A 16,708-nucleotide genomic window follows, 5' to 3' on the forward strand; every position below is an offset into this window, starting at 1 on the left:
CTTAGCCTTCACCTTCTGCTAAAGCAGCAAGTTGGTCGGCTTGGTACTCTTGCAAGATTGGGTCAAGCAAGGCCAGTAACTCACCTTCAAGGATGTCGTTTAAGCGGTACAAGGTTAAGTTGATGCGGTGGTCGCTCACGCGCCCTTGCGGATAGTTATAGGTACGAATACGCTCACTACGGTCACCACTGGCTACTAACTCGCGGCGCATACCGGTTTCTTCTGCGCGGCGTTTTTCGTCTTCTGCAGCTTGTAAACGAGATGACAATACCGACATCGCTTTAGCGCGGTTTTTATGTTGCGAACGTTCTTCCTGACACTCCACTACTACGCCACTTGGAATGTGGGTAATACGAATTGCTGAGTCAGTTTTGTTTACGTGCTGACCACCCGCGCCCGATGCACGGAAAGTATCAACCCGCAGATCACCGGGGTTAATCTCAATTTGTTCGGCTTCTGGAATTTCTGGCATGATTACCACGGTACAAGCCGAGGTATGAATACGCCCTTGCGATTCAGTTTCAGGTACGCGTTGTACGCGGTGACCACCTGACTCAAACTTCATCAAACGGTATACGTCTTCACCATCAATCTTAGCAATAAGCTCTTTGTAACCACCCTGCTCGCTCTCGTTACACGACATAATAGTCATGCGCCAGCCTTGGCTCTCAGAGAACTTGCTGTACATTCTAAATAGGTTCCCAGCAAAAATGGCAGCTTCATCACCACCTGCACCGGCACGAATTTCTAAGAAAACACTGCGCGAATCGTTAGGGTCGCGAGGTAACAACAATAGCTGAAGCTCTTCCGACAAGGTCTCCATGCTTTGTTTAGCTTCGTCAATTTCCATCTCAGCCATTTCACGCATTTCAGGATCGTCGTCCTGTAGCATTTCGTTTGCTGACTCTAAATTCTCTTGGGCTTGTTGGTAGGCAGTAAAACAATTTACCACTTCTTCAAGCTGAGAGTATTCTTTGGTTAATCCGCGAAACTTGTCTTGGTCAGAAATAATGTCTGGCTCGCCCAGCAAAACCTGAACTTCTTGATAACGCTCTTGCAAGGTTTCAAGTTTGGATAAAATTGACGCTTTCATGCTTTCTCTCTGTTAAACGCAATACCTCGCTTGCTAATGCTAGCAACGAAGTATCGACCACAATCGGGTTATTTTCTTAGGCCAATGGCCTCTCGTATTACCGCAAGCTCTTCAAGTCGGCCATCACGGCCTGCTTTATTAATGGCTTCGGTAGGAGCGTGAATAAGTTTGTTGGTTAGCTGAAACGCAGTTTCGCGGATCACCGTAGTGGGATCTTTACCATTTGCCAAAGACTCAAGGGCCTTTTCAACAGCAGCGTCGCGAACGCGTTCGCTATGGCTACGATAATCTCGAATGGTGGTAACCGACTCTAACGAGCGCAACCAACCCATAAAGTCTTCACTCTGCGTTTCGACTATAAACTCAGCTTGTTCAGCTGCTTCTCGGCGTGACGCAATGTTTTGTTCAACAATACCTTGCAAGTCATCCACCGTATACAGGTAAGCATCGCGCAGCTCACCCACTTGTTCTTCTATATCTCTTGGTACCGCTATATCCACCAAAAACATCGGTTGAAAGCGACGTTTCTTAAGTGCTGTTTCAACCATGCCTTTACCAATAATCGGTAACGGGCTAGCGGTGGAGCTAATCACAATATCGGATTCGGCTAAGTGATTAGGTATTTCGTTTAGGGTTATCACTTCGGCGCCAAACCGGTCAGCCAAAGTTTTAGCCCGCGAGACAGTGCGGTTAGCCACCATTAGTTTGTTTACGCCTTGGTCTACAAGGTGTTTAGCAACCAGTTCTATGGTTTCACCAGCTCCCACCAACAATACTTTTGAGTCACTTAAATCATCAAAAATCTGTTTGGCTAAACTTACCGCGGCAAAAGCCACCGACACTGCATTTACCCCAATATCGGTATCTGTTCTCACTTGTTTAGCAACAGAAAAAGCGCGTTGGAAAAAACGCTCCAATACGCTACCCACAGACCCCGCTTCACGAGATTCGGTATAGGCTTGTTTTATTTGCCCCAGAATTTGCGGCTCACCTAAAATCAACGAATCCAAACCACTTGCCACCCTCATTAAATGAGCCACCGCTTGCTGCTGTTGGTATTTATAAAGGCAAGGTAATACTTCTTGCTGATTTAAGCCCTTATAGCTAATCAACCATTGCACAACATCATCGCAACTTACTTCACCTAAGTTGCAATAAAGCTCGGTACGATTACAGGTTGATACGATCACCATCTCCACACCAAGCTGAGTACCAGCATGGCTTAAAGCTTGGTTAACCTGTTCTGGACTAAACGCGACTTTTTCACGCAAGCCAACGGGAGCCGATTTGTGATTGATTCCTAAGACTTGCAGAGTCATCGTAGTGGGGCTTTGTTGCGCCTTTTCCTAATGGGGTAAAAAAGCAAATTGTACGGGAATATAGGGCTAAATAAAAGAAACTCGCACGTTAAGCCGCGCCTGATTAGCTAAAATTTATAGCCTAAAGCGACACATCTTTGCTTTTAAGCAATTTACAGCCGCTACCTTGAACTTTTATACTGCAAAAAAACAATCGGAATTGCTGTGCGTCATCTAGCTGCTCTATTCATTTTGGTACTTGGCCTTAGCGCATGTACTTCTCCCCCGCCCATTACTACGCAAAACAGTGAATGGGGCCAGCACCTAAGCGAACTTCAACAGATAAAAAATTGGCAACTTAGCGGCAAAATAGCCTTTATTAATGACAATGAAAGACAAGCCGCCAACCTATTCTGGCAACAAAACAACAATAAAAGTGTACTGCGTATTAATGGGCCACTTGGCATGCAAGGTATCGAGTTGCACTACCAGCCAGGCAAAGTATGGGTAAAAACCAAAGATGAAGAGTACCAAGGCAGCGATGCGCAATTGTTAGTTTACCGTTTAACCGGTTGGCAAGTACCGGTAGAACAACTGCCCTCTTGGTTGCTTGGCATTCCAACTCAAAATGATTACCAGCTTAATGCTCAAAACCGTTTAGCCGAATTCACCACCAAAGAGCAATGGCAGATTGATTACTTAAACTATGGGCAATATAACCAACATACCCTGCCCCGTCAGCTTACACTTCGCTCGGCCGACAACCTACTAAAACTGAATATTCACAAATGGCAAATTAATGACTCAACACCCCATTAGCGGTCCATGGCTCTCACCAGCTAAGTTAAACCTGTTTCTATACATCACAGGTCAGCGCGACAATGGCTACCATGATTTACAAACCCTGTTTCAATTTATTGGCTGTTGTGACCAGCTTTATTTTCAGTTAACAGACGATGGCGTAATTAACTTAGAAAGCCAACTAGATTTCCCGGCCGAAGATAACTTAATTGTAAAAGCAGCGCGTTTGCTACAGCAACACTGCGCTGTTAGCCGAGGCGCCAATATTAAACTAGACAAACAACTGCCCATGGGCGGAGGTATTGGTGGTGGCTCTTCAAATGCTGCAACGGCTCTATTGGTGCTAAACCGCTTATGGCAATGCGAATTGAGCTTAACCGAATTAGCCCAGCTAGGTTTGCAACTTGGCGCCGATGTGCCTATTTTTATTCATGGCCATAGTGCATTTGCCGAAGGTGTAGGAGAGCAAGTTCAAGCAGTAAACATTGATGAGCCTTGGTACGTTGTTTTGCATCCCGATGTACATGTTTCTACGCAAAGTGTATTTGGGCACCCAGAGTTGCCAAGAAACACGCCTAAAAGAACATGGCAGCAGCTTTTAAACGATAATTGGCAAAATGATTGCCAAGAAATTGTGGCTAAAGTTTATCCGGAGGTTGCACAAGCTCTTAGCTGGTTGGTAGAATACGCGCCGTCGAGGATGACAGGAACAGGTTCATGTGTTTTTGCCGCCTTTGCAACAGAGCGTGAAGCCTTGTCAGTGCTGAATAAACGCCCTAAAAACATTTCTGGTTTTGTGTGTAAAGCCTGTAACCAATCGCCGCTTCATCGGCAGTTGGCTAACGAAAAAACACTCTTAAACACAGCAGGTTTTTAAGAAATTTCATTCTTTCAAACTTAAAAAACGTAACGCTCTTTTGACCCGATAAATCTGAGGTTTCCATCGTGCCAGACATGAAACTCTTCGCCGGTAACGCCACACCCGAACTTGCCCAGCGTATTGCTGACCGCCTCTATACCACCCTAGGTGATATTTCAGTAGGTAGATTCAGTGATGGCGAGATTAGTGTACAAATCAATGAAAACGTTCGTGGTGGAGACATCTTTGTTGTCCAATCCACTTGCGCTCCAACAAACGACAACGTGATGGAGCTGATTGTTATCGTTGATGCTCTACGTCGTGCCTCTGCGGGTCGTATTACTGCAGTAATTCCTTACTTTGGCTACGCTCGTCAAGACCGTCGCCCACGCAGCGCGCGTGTGCCAATTACCGCAAAAGTAGTGGCAGATTTCCTATCAAGTGTAGGTGTTGACCGCGTACTAACTGTTGACCTTCATGCTGAGCAAATTCAAGGCTTTTTCGACGTACCAGTTGATAACGCTTTTGGTAGCCCAGTATTGCTGCAAGACATGCTAGACAAAAACCTAGAGTCTCCAGTAGTTGTATCACCAGACATCGGCGGTGTTGTACGTGCGCGTGCAGTAGCTAAAATGCTAAACGACAGCGACTTAGCGATTATAGACAAACGTCGTCCTCGTGCTAACGTTGCTCAAGTTATGAACATTATTGGCGATGTTGATGGCCGTGACTGCATCATGGTTGATGACATGATCGATACTGGTGGCACACTTTGTCAGGCAGCAGCAGCACTAAAAGCAAAAGGCGCTAAGCGCGTATTTGCTTATGCTACTCACCCAGTATTTTCTGGCAATGCTGCAAACAACATTACCGAATCAGCACTAGATGAAGTGATTATCACTGACTCTATTCCGCTAACTGAAGAAATGCGTAATGTTGAGAAAGTTCGTCAATTGTCGCTTGCACCAATGCTAGCAGAAGCTATTCGTCGCGTAAGTAACGAAGAGTCTATCTCTGCAATGTTCTAAGTAGCATTAGATAAAGAATCTTAAAAAGCGCGGTAATGTGAATTACCGCGCTTTTTTATTGGCTTTCAAAAACGCCAATGGTAGAATGCCGCGCCTTTTGAATTGAAGTGGCCAAGTGTTACTCACTTTAACGCTGATTCAACGAGGTACTGGTTAGAGTTTGGTCGCGAAACTTTAGCCTCATTTTATTATTTGGAGAAACACAATGTCTAACATTAAACTTGACGCTGAACTGCGTACAGACCTAGGGAAAGGTGCGAGCCGCCGCCTACGTCACGAAGAAAAAGTTCCTGCTATCGTTTACGGTGCTGGTCAACAACCTGTATCAATCACTCTTGAGCAACGTCACGTGATGAAAGCTCAAGAAGCTGAAGCATTTTACTCAAGCATCATTACTTTAAGTGTTGCTGGTGAAGCAGTAGACGTATTAGTAAAAGACATGCAGCGTCATGCATACAAGCCACGTGTTCAACACATCGATTTCCAACGTGTTGATAACACTAAAGCTATCCACAAAGCTGTACCTCTGCACTTCCTAAACGAAGATTCTGCAGAAGCAGTTAAAAACGGTGGTAAAGTACATCACTTAGCTACTGAGATCGAAGTTAGCTGTCTAGCTAAAGATCTACCTGAGTACATTGAAGTGGACGTAGCTAACCTAGAACTAGGTAGCTCACTACACATTTCAGATATCGCTCTACCTGAAGGCGTTACCTCTGTTGAGTTAGCTAAAGGTGAAGATCACGACCAAGCAGTAGTATCTATTACTACTCCTAAGGGTACATCTGAAGAAGCTTCTGATTCTGATTCTGAAGAAGAAGCTACTGAAGAATAGTGATAAACGATATTCGTTTACTCGTGGGCCTGGGTAATCCAGGCCCCGAATATGCAGCCACCCGCCATAACGCTGGCGCATGGTTAGTCACTCAGCTAGCCAACAATCATCACGTCCAACTAAAACCAGATAGCAAACATTTCGGATTAACCGGCCGCATTCAAATGGCGGGTCAAGAAATGCGTTTGTTAATTCCTACAACGTTTATGAATCTTAGTGGCAAGTCTGTCGCTTCTTTAGCCAAATTCTATCGCATTGAACTTGAGCAGATTATGGTTGCTCATGATGAACTCGATTTACCACCTGGCGTAGCTCGCTTTAAAAAAGGTGGTGGGCATGGCGGCCACAATGGCCTGCGCGATATCATCAGCAAATTTGGCAACAATAAAGATTTTCATCGTTTACGGATAGGTATTGGACACCCCGGTCATAAAGACCGTGTTTCTGGGTTTGTTCTAGGTAAAGCGCCTAAAAACGAACAACTACTGATTGATGATGCAATTGATGAGGCGGTACGCAGTACCGATGTTTTGCTTAAAGATGGTTTAAGCAAAGCAATGAATCGATTACACAGTTACAAAGCGGGCTAAGCCCCTTACACAAATAGGTATTATTATGGGATTTAAATGTGGCATCGTTGGTTTGCCAAACGTAGGCAAGTCGACCCTTTTTAACGCTCTGACGCAAGCCGGCATTGAAGCTGCTAACTTTCCATTTTGTACTATCGAGCCAAACACCGGCGTAGTACCGGTTCCTGATGAGCGCCTAGACGCCTTAGCAGCCATTGTTAACCCACAGCGCATTCTTCCAACCACTATGGAATTTGTGGACATTGCAGGTTTGGTTGCCGGCGCTTCTAAAGGTGAAGGCTTAGGTAATAAATTCTTAGCTAATATTCGTGAAACCGACGCGATTGGCCATGTTGTTCGTTGTTTTGAAAACGACAACATCGTTCACGTATCTGGCAAGGTTGATCCTGCAGAAGACATCGACACCATTAACACCGAGTTAGCGATATCTGATTTAGATACCTGTGAAAAAGCGCAAATCCGCGTTGCTAAGAAAGCCAAAGGTGGCGATAAAGATGCCAAATTTGAAGCAGAAGTATTAGTAAAAGTACAAGCGCATTTAGAAGCTGACTTAATGCTACGTAGTTTAGAGCTAAGCAAAGAAGAAAAAGCAGCCATTGCTTACATGAACTTCTTAACTGCTAAGCCAACCATGTACATTGCAAACGTAAATGACGATGGTTTCGAGAACAATCCTTACTTAGACAAAGTGAAAGAGATTGCAGCAAGCGAAAACGCAGTAGTAGTAGCCGTTTGTGCTGAAATTGAAGGCGAAATTGCCGAGCTAGACGCCGAAGAAAAAGCTGAGTTCATGGAAGAAATGGGCCTAGAAGAACCAGGTCTAAACCGGGTAATTCGCGCGGGTTACGAGCTACTAGACTTACAAACCTACTTTACTGCGGGTGTAAAAGAAGTTCGCGCTTGGACCGTACCCGTGGGTGCTACAGGCCCGCAAGCAGCCGGTAAAATCCATACCGATTTTGAGAAAGGCTATATTCGCGCAGAAGTGGTTGGTTACGACGACTACATTGAGCACCAAGGTGAAGCCGGCGCTAAAACAGCCGGTAAATGGCGCCAAGAAGGTAAAACTTACGTAGTAAAAGACGGTGATGTGATTCACTTCTTATTTAACGTATAAACCTTATCTGTAAACCCAAAAAGCCAACGTTAAGTTGGCTTTTTTGTATCTGCAACTCAGGTTTAGCTAAAAGGCTTTTAACAGTTTAACCGCCACTCACACCAAATTAAGCTCTAAACAAAAGCGTTAAAGCATCTTCAAAAGATAGTTTCAAGACATATTTACTCTATTGTTAGCAACAGTTTATTAGCGTGTCTTAAAAACCTATTAAGCCAAAGCGAGCAAGTAACAGTCAATTGCGCACAAAGCAAACAGCAGAAATGAGTAAACTAAGTGCATCGCGTACACAAACTGCGCAAACAAACTTTTTTGCCGTTTTTTGGCAAAAAAACGGTTGACGCTGTTGGGTCTCATCAGCATAATACGCCCCGTTCTCAACGCAAAGCGTAGAAAACAAGGCTATGTAGCTCAGCTGGTTAGAGCACAGCACTCATAATGCTGGGGTCGCAGGTTCAAGTCCCGCCATAGCCACCATTACTGTATACTGCTAAAGTTACAGTAAGAAATTTGCGGAAGTGGCGGAATTGGTAGACGCGCTAGATTTAGGTTCTAGTATCGCAAGGTGTGAGAGTTCAAGTCTCTCCTTCCGCACCATTCTTCTTTTAAGAAGAAACCAATAGTAAGACCCTGCAGGGATATCGCCAAGCGGTAAGGCAGCGGCTTTTGATGCCGCCATTCGTTGGTTCAAATCCAGCTATCCCTGCCACATTTTAAGGCTTGAGTTTAGTAACTTGAGTTAAGCAGCAAGAACCATGATTCTTGGTTGCAGTCTAAACCTTAGGTTTAGACACTCGAAACATCGGTAAGCTTGTTTCGAAAAGTTTCTGCAGGGATATCGCCAAGCGGTAAGGCAGCGGCTTTTGATGCCGCCATTCGTTGGTTCAAATCCAGCTATCCCTGCCACTTTTATTGTGCTCAGGTTTACCTGAGAATGCAGTAACTGAATAGGGCAATGTGCCCAGGTAAGACAGTAAAAGCTATGTTGTTGACTAGTATTTGCTTGCCCTGCCGATAAATTTGTAAGTTCACATTGTGAAATTGCAGATGGCTATGTAGCTCAGCTGGTTAGAGCACAGCACTCATAATGCTGGGGTCGCAGGTTCAAGTCCCGCCATAGCCACCATTAGTTTTAAGAAGTATTTCGTGCGGGAGTGGCGGAATTGGTAGACGCGCTAGATTTAGGTTCTAGTATCGCAAGGTGTGAGAGTTCAAGTCTCTCCTTCCGCACCATTCTTCTCTAATGAAGAATCCAGTTCAAAGAGTTTTGTAGGGATATCGCCAAGCGGTAAGGCAGCGGCTTTTGATGCCGCCATTCGTTGGTTCAAATCCAGCTATCCCTGCCACCTTAAAAGGCCTGCTTTTTAGCAGGCCTTTTTTCTTTCTGAATATAATTTGTGTGAAGTATTTTAACTGGTCGACTCTTGACAGAAGAATAGACAATTTATCTAAAGGTGTCAGACTTATACTACGTTTTCACTTAATAGTTATATTGCACTTATGGAAGAAGACAAGCCGAGCGAGTACGTTTTAAACTTTTTTAAAGAGCGCCATCTGGAGCAAATCCGACGAAGAGAGTCATTTCTTTCTTCTGTAGGAGTTATAGTAAATGGATTAGCACTTGCTGGAGCAGTGTTGGCCTTTCTACTAAATTCATATACACCAAGTAACAACATCGATTACAACAGCCTTTTTTGGTTTTCTCTTTTAGTATCTTCCTGCCTTTACGGTCTTTCTATCTATCAGTTATACAAATCATTTAGAGTTCCTCGCCTAGAAGATATTGAAACTTCAGACTGTTGGCTAAGTTACTACAAAGAACTGGTAGCTGAAAATCAAGGCCACACGACTCCAAAAAGTTTAGCTAGCAACCTGTTTGCAGAAAATATTATTTCTACATACTCCGAAGCCGAAAAGTTGAACACATGTAGCAATGATTTGAAAGGAAAACACTTAGAATGGAGTCAGTTGTTTTTATTAGCTACACTAGCAGCAAGTTCTATTATTTATGCAATTCAAAAAATTGCCATTTATGTGTAGGAGTCACAAGATGATTTATAATAATTTGCGCTGCTCGGCTCAGGCCCCAGGAACTAGACCGAGACCAGCACCAATCCCTAATAGAAAACGCCCCACTCCAGACCAGCTACCAGATAGAATGTGAGGCAATTTACGCTTTAGTTATAAATCACCTAAAGCATATTTAAGTGCCCAGTCTTTTACTGGGCCCGCCTGTTGTACGCTTTTAATCGCAAGCTTTCGAATGGCCTGCAACGGCGGTAAACTATTTGAGAACATTAAGTAAAACAAATCCATACCGCTTTGCATAAGGTGATTATCGGGCTTACGGCGCACTTCAAAGCGGCGTAATGCCTTTTGTTTATCCGCCATGTCATAGCGCTCGAATTGTTCCAACAAGCACTTCACGTCGCGGTAACCAAGGTTTACCCCCTGCCCTGCCAATGGGTTAATAGTATGAGCGGCATCGCCAATCACCACTGCGCTATGTTTTACATAACGATCTACGTGGCGTCGAGTTAACGGAAAACTTGCGCTATCTAGTATTTCAATATCGCCCGGTAAAGCTGGAAACTCTGATTCGATGCGTTGCTTTAGCTGCGCTTTGTTAAGCTGCTTGAGGCCTTGAATAGTGGCTTTAGCGTCATACCAAATAAGGGCAGCGTGTTGATCTGCCAGTGGTAACAACGCTCGAGGGCCAGTAGGATAAAACTGTTGCCAAGTAGCCGTTTGCTGAGGAGCATCTAGCTTAACGTTAATGGCAAAGCAATCATGGCGATAATCCCAAGCGCTAATGCCTAAACCAAGCTGCTGGCGCATTTGAGAATTTGCGCCGTCTGCGACTACCATCAAGCCTGCACTTACCGCACTCCCATCAACATTAAGCTCTACACCTTGCGCGGTATTACTAACAAGCTGTACTTGCTTAACGATATTACGTGTTACGCCGACCTGCTCGTTGGCTTGCCATAAACCTAATTGGATAATGCGATTTTCTAGCATAAAACCTAATTCGGGCAAATCCAGTTGGGCTGAATCAAAAATCAGCTTGTCTTTGGGGTCTTCCCACACTTGCAGTTGTTGGTAGGGGCACAAGCGCATAGCGCTAATGTGCGGCCAAGCTTGCAAGCGCTTAAGTAAATTAACGCTGGCTTGGCTAATTGCGCTTACACGCAAGTCTATCGGCTGATTAGTGTCAAAAGCTTTGGGCTCAAAAGACTCCAACATCAATACCGATAAGCCCTGCAAGGCAAAGCCTTGCGCACTAGCCGCGCCAATCATACCGCCGCCAATTACCACAACATCAAATTTTTCCATGGTATTTCAATTTGTTCTCACTATTTTCTGCAGTGTAACCTGAAGCGATAAATGGATGCGAATCTAGAAATAATAATTTGAGCGACTAAGCCCGCATAACAGCGCGCGGATGTTTTTTAACCTTTTTCTGGTAAACACCGTTATTGTTACTAGCAAGGCTTGCTATAAACCAGTAAAATACGCCTCCTTTTTTAACGATGTAATGATGAGTAAAACGATGGGAAATAAGCTGCATATAAAAACTTGGGGCTGCCAAATGAACGAGTACGATTCCTCGAAAATGGCCGACCTACTCGATGCAACCCATGGTTTTCAGCTTACTGAAGAAGCTGACGATGCCGACGTACTGTTGCTAAACACTTGTTCTATTCGCGAAAAAGCGCAGGAAAAAGTATTTCACCAGTTAGGTCGCTGGAAAACTCTCAAGAATAAGAAACCAAACTTAGTGATTGGTGTAGGCGGCTGTGTAGCCTCACAAGAAGGCAAAGCCATTCGTGAGCGCGCTCCTTACGTAGATATTGTGTTTGGCCCGCAAACCCTGCACCGCTTGCCGGAAATGATCAAACAAGTGAAAGGCGGCGAGAAATCGGTAGTAGACGTAAGCTTCCCAGAAATTGAAAAGTTTGACCGTTTACCAGAGCCTCGAGCCGAAGGCGCAACCGCGTTTGTATCAATTATGGAAGGCTGTAGTAAATATTGTACCTTCTGTGTTGTGCCGTATACCCGTGGCGAAGAAGTAAGCCGCCCGCTTGATGATGTTCTATACGAAATTGCCTCGTTAGCCGAACAAGGGGTACGTGAAGTAAACCTGCTTGGTCAAAACGTTAATGCCTACCGTGGCCTTACTCACGACGACAACATTTGTACTTTTGCCGAACTACTACGTTATGTTGCTAGCATTAACGGCATCGACCGTATTCGCTTTACCACTAGCCACCCTATCGAATTTACCGACGATATTGTTGAGGTATATGCCGATACCCCTGAGCTAGTGAGCTTTTTACACCTACCTGTACAAAGTGGTGCCGACCGCATTCTTAACTTAATGAAGCGTGGCCACACTGCCATTGAGTACAAGTCAATTATTCGTAAGTTACGTAAAGCGCGCCCAGACATCGAAATTAGCTCTGACTTCATTGTTGGCTACCCTGGCGAAACCCAAGATGATTTTGCCGATACCATGAAGCTTATCGAGCAAGTTAACTTTGATATGAGCTTTAGCTTTGTTTACAGCGCACGCCCAGGTACGCCAGCGGCAGACTTACCAGACGACGTAAGTGAAGAAGAAAAGAAACAACGCTTATATATTTTGCAAGAGCGCATTAACCAACAAGCGATGCAAGTTAGCCGCCGTATGCTAGATACCGAGCAACGCATTTTGGTTGAAGGCCCTTCGAAGAAAAACCCAATGGAATTGCGTGGCCGTACCGAAAATAACCGCGTAGTGAACTTTGAAGGCAGCCATGACGTTATAGGTCAATTCGTTGATGTGAAAATTGTTGATGTGTTTGCTCACTCTTTACGTGGTGAATTGCTAAGAACAGAACAACAAATGGAGTTGCGTAATGACGTTGCCCCTGCCACTATTATCGACAAAACCGATGGGCAAGCTGACCACCTAGGTGTGGCGAGCTTTACGCCTTAGTCACCGATACGCTTTTAAGGAGTTGAGGCTGGCTACCATAGCCAGCCCGAAAACAATTTGAGTAATAAAATCAATTCTATTGAAATACATCTAGAGCCAGCCTCTAGCCCTCGCCTTGCCCAACTTTGCGGCCCACTTGATGACAACTTAAAGCAACTTGAACGCCGTTTAGGTGTAGAAATTAGTTACCGCAGTAACAACTTCCAAATTACTGGCCGCCATGGCATGTGTTTGATTGCCGGTAGCATTTTGCGTTCGCTATATGTTGAAACCGCGCCGCTAAAAGGTGGAGATATTCCAGAGCTAAGCCCAGAAAAAGTCCACTTAGCGATTCAAGAGAGCCACGCACTCGAGCAAGACGAAGAAAATACTCAGCACTACGGTAAAGAATTAAACATTAAAACCAAACGAGGTGTAATTAAGCCGCGTACGTCAAACCAAGCAAGCTATATTGGTAACATGCTTGGCCACGACGTAACCTTTGGTATTGGCCCTGCAGGTACCGGTAAAACCTATCTAGCAGTAGCTTGTGCAGTTGACGCCCTAGAGCGCCAAGAGGTACGCCGTATTTTGCTTACTCGCCCAGCGGTAGAAGCCGGAGAAAAACTGGGTTTTTTACCCGGTGACTTAAGCCAAAAAGTCGACCCTTACCTACGACCACTTTACGATGCCCTATTTGAAATGCTCGGCTTTGAAAAAGTAGAGCGCTTAATAGAACGCAATGTTATTGAAGTTGCTCCTTTAGCTTACATGCGTGGCCGTACTTTAAATGATGCCTACATCATTCTCGATGAAAGCCAGAATACCACGGTAGAACAAATGAAAATGTTCTTAACCCGTATTGGCTTTAACTCGCGTGCGGTGATTACCGGTGATATCACTCAAATTGATTTACCACGTCATCAAAAATCTGGCCTACGCCATGCCATTGAAGTACTGAGTGAAGTGCCAGCACTAAGCTTTAATTTCTTCCAAGCCGCTGACGTGGTTCGACACCCCATTGTCGCCGCCATTGTAGAAGCTTACGAAGAGCAAGATGAGCGTGACCGCATTGCCGAAGAAAAACAAAAGCAACGCCGCGAAGCTGCGCAAAAACTTAGCCAAAGTGGCGGAGAATAAACATGGCGGTTGTTGATTTACAAATCGCCACGGGTGATGAAGAAAATCTGCCAAGCATCAGTGCATTTGAAGCATGGTTGCATGCAACTTTGGTAGAACAAGACCATGATAGCGAAATTACTGTTCGCATTGTTGACGAAGCCGAAAGCCAAGCGTTAAATTCTCAATACCGTCATAAAGATAAACCAACCAACGTGTTATCTTTCCCATTTGAAGCGCCTCCGGGAGTAAGTTTGCCACTATTAGGTGACTTAGTGATATGTCGTCAAGTGGTAGAACGTGAAGCCGAAGAACAGGGAAAACCGGTGTTTGATCACTGGGCACACATGGTTGTACATGGAAGCCTTCATCTGCTAGGTTATGATCATATCGAGGATCAAGAAGCAGAAGAAATGGAAGCACTAGAAATAGCAGTGCTTACCAAATTAGGTATTAGTAACCCTTACTAATACCTGTTGAATAACTAACTAGGTAAAAAAAGAAAGATATGAGCGACGACAACCCTCACTCTAGCAACGGTTCTGCTAAGAAAGGCTGGATAGATAAAATTGTTCAGCTGGTACAAGGAGAGCCAAAAAGCAAAGAGGAATTGGTAGAAGTAATACAAGACGCCAATCAACGAGAACTGATCGACCAAAATACCCGAGAGATGATTGAAGGTGTGCTTGATGTATCAAGCCAGCGTGTAAGAGACATCATGATCCCTCGCTCGCAAATGGTAACCTTAGATGTTAGCCAAACCATTGCACAGATTTTACCCACGCTAACCGAAGCGCGTCACTCTCGCTTTCCGGTTATCAACGAAGACAAAGACCACATTGAAGGCGTACTTCTCGCCAAAGATCTGCTCAAGTTCGCTTTTACCGAAGAAGCATCAACCACGCCCCTTAGCGAAGTGATTCGCCCAGCAGTTGTAGTGCCAGAAAGTAAACGCATCGACAAACTGCTAAAAGAGTTTCGCAGCGAACGCTACCACATGGCCATTGTGGTTGATGAGTTTGGTGGTGTATCCGGTCTGGTGACCATTGAAGACATACTCGAAATTATTGTGGGTGATATCGAAGACGAGTTTGCCAACGAAGAAGCCCTACAAGATGATATTCGCCGCATTAATGATAAAACCTTTGCGGTAAATGCCCTCACCGACATCGAAGATTTTAACCAATACTTTGGTTGCGAATTTAGCGACGAAGAAGTGGATACGATTGGTGGAATGGTGACTCACGCCTTTGGCCATTTACCTGGCCGGGGGGAATCAATTGAAATTGAAGGCTACCGCTTTAAGGTTCGCACCGCCGACCGCCGCCGCTTAGTGCAGCTACAGGTGAGCATACCAGAAGAGAAAGCCTTGCAATTAAGCATTCAAGAATAAATGAAACAAGTATTAACACCGCGGCTACGTTTGTTAGCCGCTTTTGTTTGTGGCCTTATCGCCCCCTTCGCCTTTGCTCCTTATGGCCTCTGGCCACTGATGCCTCTCTCACTATTAGGTTTATTGCTACTGTTAAAGCCAGAGCAGTCGGGCTTTAAACTGGGCTTTTGCTATGGCTTAGGCTGGTTTGGCTATGGCATTCACTGGGTGCACGTAAGCATGGCCGAGTTTGGCGGCATGCCTTTGATAGTTAGCCTTGCACTTATGGCGCTATTGGTTGCCTACCTTGCCCTGTACCCTGCCTTTTCCTGTTGGCTCGCAAACAAATGGCAAGGGCCGCGCCGGCTTACATTTTTCTTGCTGTGGTTTCCCGCCTGCTGGTTACTAGGTGAATGGTTGCGCAGCTGGGTGTTAACGGGCTTTCCTTGGTTGCAACCTGGTTACAGTCAAATAGATTCGCCATTATCAACTATTGCACCAGTGCTTGGTCTTTATGGCGTAACTTGGCTAGTGTTGTTAAGTGCAGCATCAGCTGCACTTATCTTGGTTAACGAGGGAAAGGTTCGCTGGGTCGCTTGCCTAACAATTGCCTTACCGCTGGTGCTGGGATTAACCTTTAAAGGTGTAAGCTGGACCCAAGCTCAGGACTCACTAAAAGTCGCATTGGTACAAGGCAATGTGCCTCTAGATATAAAATGGTTACCACAACATCGTGCAGCAAGCCTTGTTATGTACCAACAAGAAACCGCCGCGATAGACAATGCCGATGTAATAGTCTGGCCCGAATCCGCTATCGCAGCCTTGGAATATGAAGTCATTGATTTCTTACATGACTTAGACGGCCAATTACTTAATAAACAACAAGCCTTAATCACTGGTGTTATTGCTCACGATTTACAAAACAACCAGTATTACAACGCGCTAATAACACTTGGCCAGCAAACAGAAGAAGCAGGTGCAAGCTCTGCCTATTACTACGAAAACCCTAATCGCTACTATAAAAATCACTTATTACCGATAGGCGAATTTGTGCCTTTTGAGCAATTGCTGCGCCCCTTAGCGCCGTTTTTCAATTTGCCAATGTCTTCGTTTAATCGCGGGGATACTATGCAGCAGAACTTGGAAGTAAAAGGACATCAATGGCTAGCGGCAATTTGCTATGAAATCGCTTTTGGTGAATTGCTAAGACCACAATTTACGCCAGAGACCGACGCGATTATAACGGTCAGCAACGATGCTTGGTTTGGCACCTCTATTGGGCCACAGCAGCATTTAGAGATTGCCCAAATGCGCGCCTTAGAATTTGGCCGTCCAGTAGTGCGCTCCACCAATACTGGGGTAACCGCAATAATCGACCGCTTTGGCAATATTCAGCAGCGTGCGCCTGAGTATCAACAGCTAACACTCACCGATGATGTTACCCCTGCTACAGGGATAACACCTTATCAACGCTTTGGGCTATGGCCTGTCGCGTTAATCGTGTTACTTGGTTTAGCCTCTGGCTTGGTGCAACGGATCCGCCAGCGAAAGCTGCAACCTGCTGCCAACGATTAAACTAAGCATCAAAGCGCTGGCGTGATACCAATCACACTAAGTAAGTGAACATAAATAACGCAGG

Annotated in this window: 15 protein-coding genes and 7 tRNA genes; 19 read left to right on the forward strand and 3 right to left on the reverse strand. The window is 45.0% G+C overall.

All coding sequences use genetic code 11. The features are described from left to right. Position 1 precedes the first annotated feature (1 nt). Both prfA and hemA read right to left on the reverse strand, forming a co-directional pair. Positions 2-1,093, reverse strand: coding sequence for a peptide chain release factor 1 (gene prfA, locus LQZ07_RS16970; RefSeq protein WP_016402177.1), 1,092 nt, complete (start codon positions 1,091-1,093; stop codon positions 2-4). Between the two features lie 68 nt (positions 1,094-1,161). Then, positions 1,162-2,412 carry a glutamyl-tRNA reductase gene (gene hemA / locus LQZ07_RS16975; RefSeq protein ID WP_152781501.1) on the reverse strand — a complete coding sequence of 417 codons (1,251 nt, stop codon included), beginning with the start codon at positions 2,410-2,412 and terminating at the stop codon, positions 1,162-1,164. A gap of 204 nt (positions 2,413-2,616) precedes the next feature. Between hemA and lolB the strand changes: the two genes are divergently transcribed. The 14 genes from lolB to LQZ07_RS17045 all read left to right on the forward strand — a co-directional run bounded on the left by lolB (position 2,617) and on the right by LQZ07_RS17045 (position 9,658). Then, positions 2,617-3,210 (forward strand): lipoprotein insertase outer membrane protein LolB, encoded by a 594-nt coding sequence (gene lolB / locus LQZ07_RS16980; protein ID WP_152781503.1) that lies wholly within the window; start codon positions 2,617-2,619, stop codon positions 3,208-3,210. After that, the gene (ispE, locus tag LQZ07_RS16985) at positions 3,191-4,069 is read left to right on the forward strand and encodes a 4-(cytidine 5'-diphospho)-2-C-methyl-D-erythritol kinase (protein WP_152781505.1); all 879 of its coding nucleotides are present in this window, start codon (positions 3,191-3,193) and stop codon (positions 4,067-4,069) included. The genes lolB and ispE overlap by 20 nt, the downstream gene beginning before the upstream one ends. 68 nt (positions 4,070-4,137) lie before the next feature. Continuing rightward, positions 4,138-5,079 carry a ribose-phosphate pyrophosphokinase gene (locus tag LQZ07_RS16990; protein WP_016402182.1) on the forward strand — a complete coding sequence of 314 codons (942 nt, stop codon included), beginning with the start codon at positions 4,138-4,140 and terminating at the stop codon, positions 5,077-5,079. A gap of 205 nt (positions 5,080-5,284) precedes the next feature. Beyond that, positions 5,285-5,914 (forward strand): 50S ribosomal protein L25/general stress protein Ctc, encoded by a 630-nt coding sequence (locus LQZ07_RS16995; protein ID WP_152781507.1) that lies wholly within the window; start codon positions 5,285-5,287, stop codon positions 5,912-5,914. Beyond that, positions 5,914-6,504: an aminoacyl-tRNA hydrolase gene (gene pth, locus LQZ07_RS17000; RefSeq protein WP_016402184.1), complete on the forward strand. Its 591-nt coding sequence runs from the start codon at positions 5,914-5,916 to the stop codon at positions 6,502-6,504. The genes LQZ07_RS16995 and pth overlap by 1 nt, the downstream gene beginning before the upstream one ends. Before the next feature lie 25 nt (positions 6,505-6,529). Next, positions 6,530-7,621 (forward strand): redox-regulated ATPase YchF, encoded by a 1,092-nt coding sequence (ychF, locus tag LQZ07_RS17005; protein WP_152781509.1) that lies wholly within the window; start codon positions 6,530-6,532, stop codon positions 7,619-7,621. Positions 7,622-8,018: 397 nt separating this feature from the next. Continuing rightward, positions 8,019-8,095: transfer RNA gene (locus LQZ07_RS17010), tRNA-Met, on the forward strand. Positions 8,096-8,130: 35 nt separating this feature from the next. Then, a tRNA-Leu gene (locus LQZ07_RS17015) sits at positions 8,131-8,215 on the forward strand. 37 nt (positions 8,216-8,252) lie between these two features. Beyond that, positions 8,253-8,327 (forward strand) — tRNA-Gln (locus tag LQZ07_RS17020). A 122-nt stretch (positions 8,328-8,449) separates the two neighbouring features. After that, positions 8,450-8,524: transfer RNA gene (locus LQZ07_RS17025), tRNA-Gln, on the forward strand. Positions 8,525-8,667: 143 nt separating this feature from the next. After that, positions 8,668-8,744, forward strand: a tRNA-Met gene (locus LQZ07_RS17030). 22 nt (positions 8,745-8,766) lie between these two features. Then, positions 8,767-8,851, forward strand: a tRNA-Leu gene (locus tag LQZ07_RS17035). Between the two features lie 38 nt (positions 8,852-8,889). After that, positions 8,890-8,964 (forward strand) — tRNA-Gln (locus LQZ07_RS17040). Between the two features lie 154 nt (positions 8,965-9,118). Beyond that, positions 9,119-9,658 carry a hypothetical protein gene (locus LQZ07_RS17045; RefSeq protein WP_152781511.1) on the forward strand — a complete coding sequence of 180 codons (540 nt, stop codon included), beginning with the start codon at positions 9,119-9,121 and terminating at the stop codon, positions 9,656-9,658. 141 nt (positions 9,659-9,799) lie between these two features. Here LQZ07_RS17045 and LQZ07_RS17050 read toward each other — a convergent pair whose 3' ends face one another. Beyond that, positions 9,800-10,954, reverse strand: coding sequence for an FAD-dependent monooxygenase (locus tag LQZ07_RS17050; RefSeq protein WP_152781513.1), 1,155 nt, complete (start codon positions 10,952-10,954; stop codon positions 9,800-9,802). Between the two features lie 217 nt (positions 10,955-11,171). Between LQZ07_RS17050 and miaB the strand changes: the two genes are divergently transcribed. The 5 genes from miaB to lnt are packed head-to-tail and all read left to right on the forward strand — an operon-like array spanning position 11,172 to position 16,644. Beyond that, a complete protein-coding gene (gene miaB / locus LQZ07_RS17055) occupies positions 11,172-12,599 on the forward strand; it encodes a tRNA (N6-isopentenyl adenosine(37)-C2)-methylthiotransferase MiaB (RefSeq protein ID WP_040307283.1) in 1,428 nt (475 codons plus the stop codon). Between the two features lie 57 nt (positions 12,600-12,656). Next, positions 12,657-13,718 carry a PhoH family protein gene (locus tag LQZ07_RS17060; protein WP_152781515.1) on the forward strand — a complete coding sequence of 354 codons (1,062 nt, stop codon included), beginning with the start codon at positions 12,657-12,659 and terminating at the stop codon, positions 13,716-13,718. A gap of 2 nt (positions 13,719-13,720) precedes the next feature. Then, positions 13,721-14,167, forward strand: a complete 447-nt coding sequence (gene ybeY / locus LQZ07_RS17065; protein ID WP_016402190.1) for an rRNA maturation RNase YbeY — start codon at positions 13,721-13,723, stop codon at positions 14,165-14,167. A 38-nt stretch (positions 14,168-14,205) separates the two neighbouring features. Further along, entirely contained in the window at positions 14,206-15,090 is an 885-nt protein-coding gene (gene corC, locus LQZ07_RS17070) for a CNNM family magnesium/cobalt transport protein CorC (RefSeq protein WP_016402191.1), read from the forward strand. Beyond that, positions 15,091-16,644, forward strand: a complete 1,554-nt coding sequence (gene lnt / locus LQZ07_RS17075) for an apolipoprotein N-acyltransferase (RefSeq protein WP_152781517.1) — start codon at positions 15,091-15,093, stop codon at positions 16,642-16,644. Positions 16,645-16,708: the final 64 nt, after the last annotated feature.

The sequence above is a fragment of the Agarivorans sp. B2Z047 genome (genome assembly GCF_023373605.1).
GTDB lineage: Bacteria > Pseudomonadota > Gammaproteobacteria > Enterobacterales > Celerinatantimonadaceae > Agarivorans > Agarivorans albus.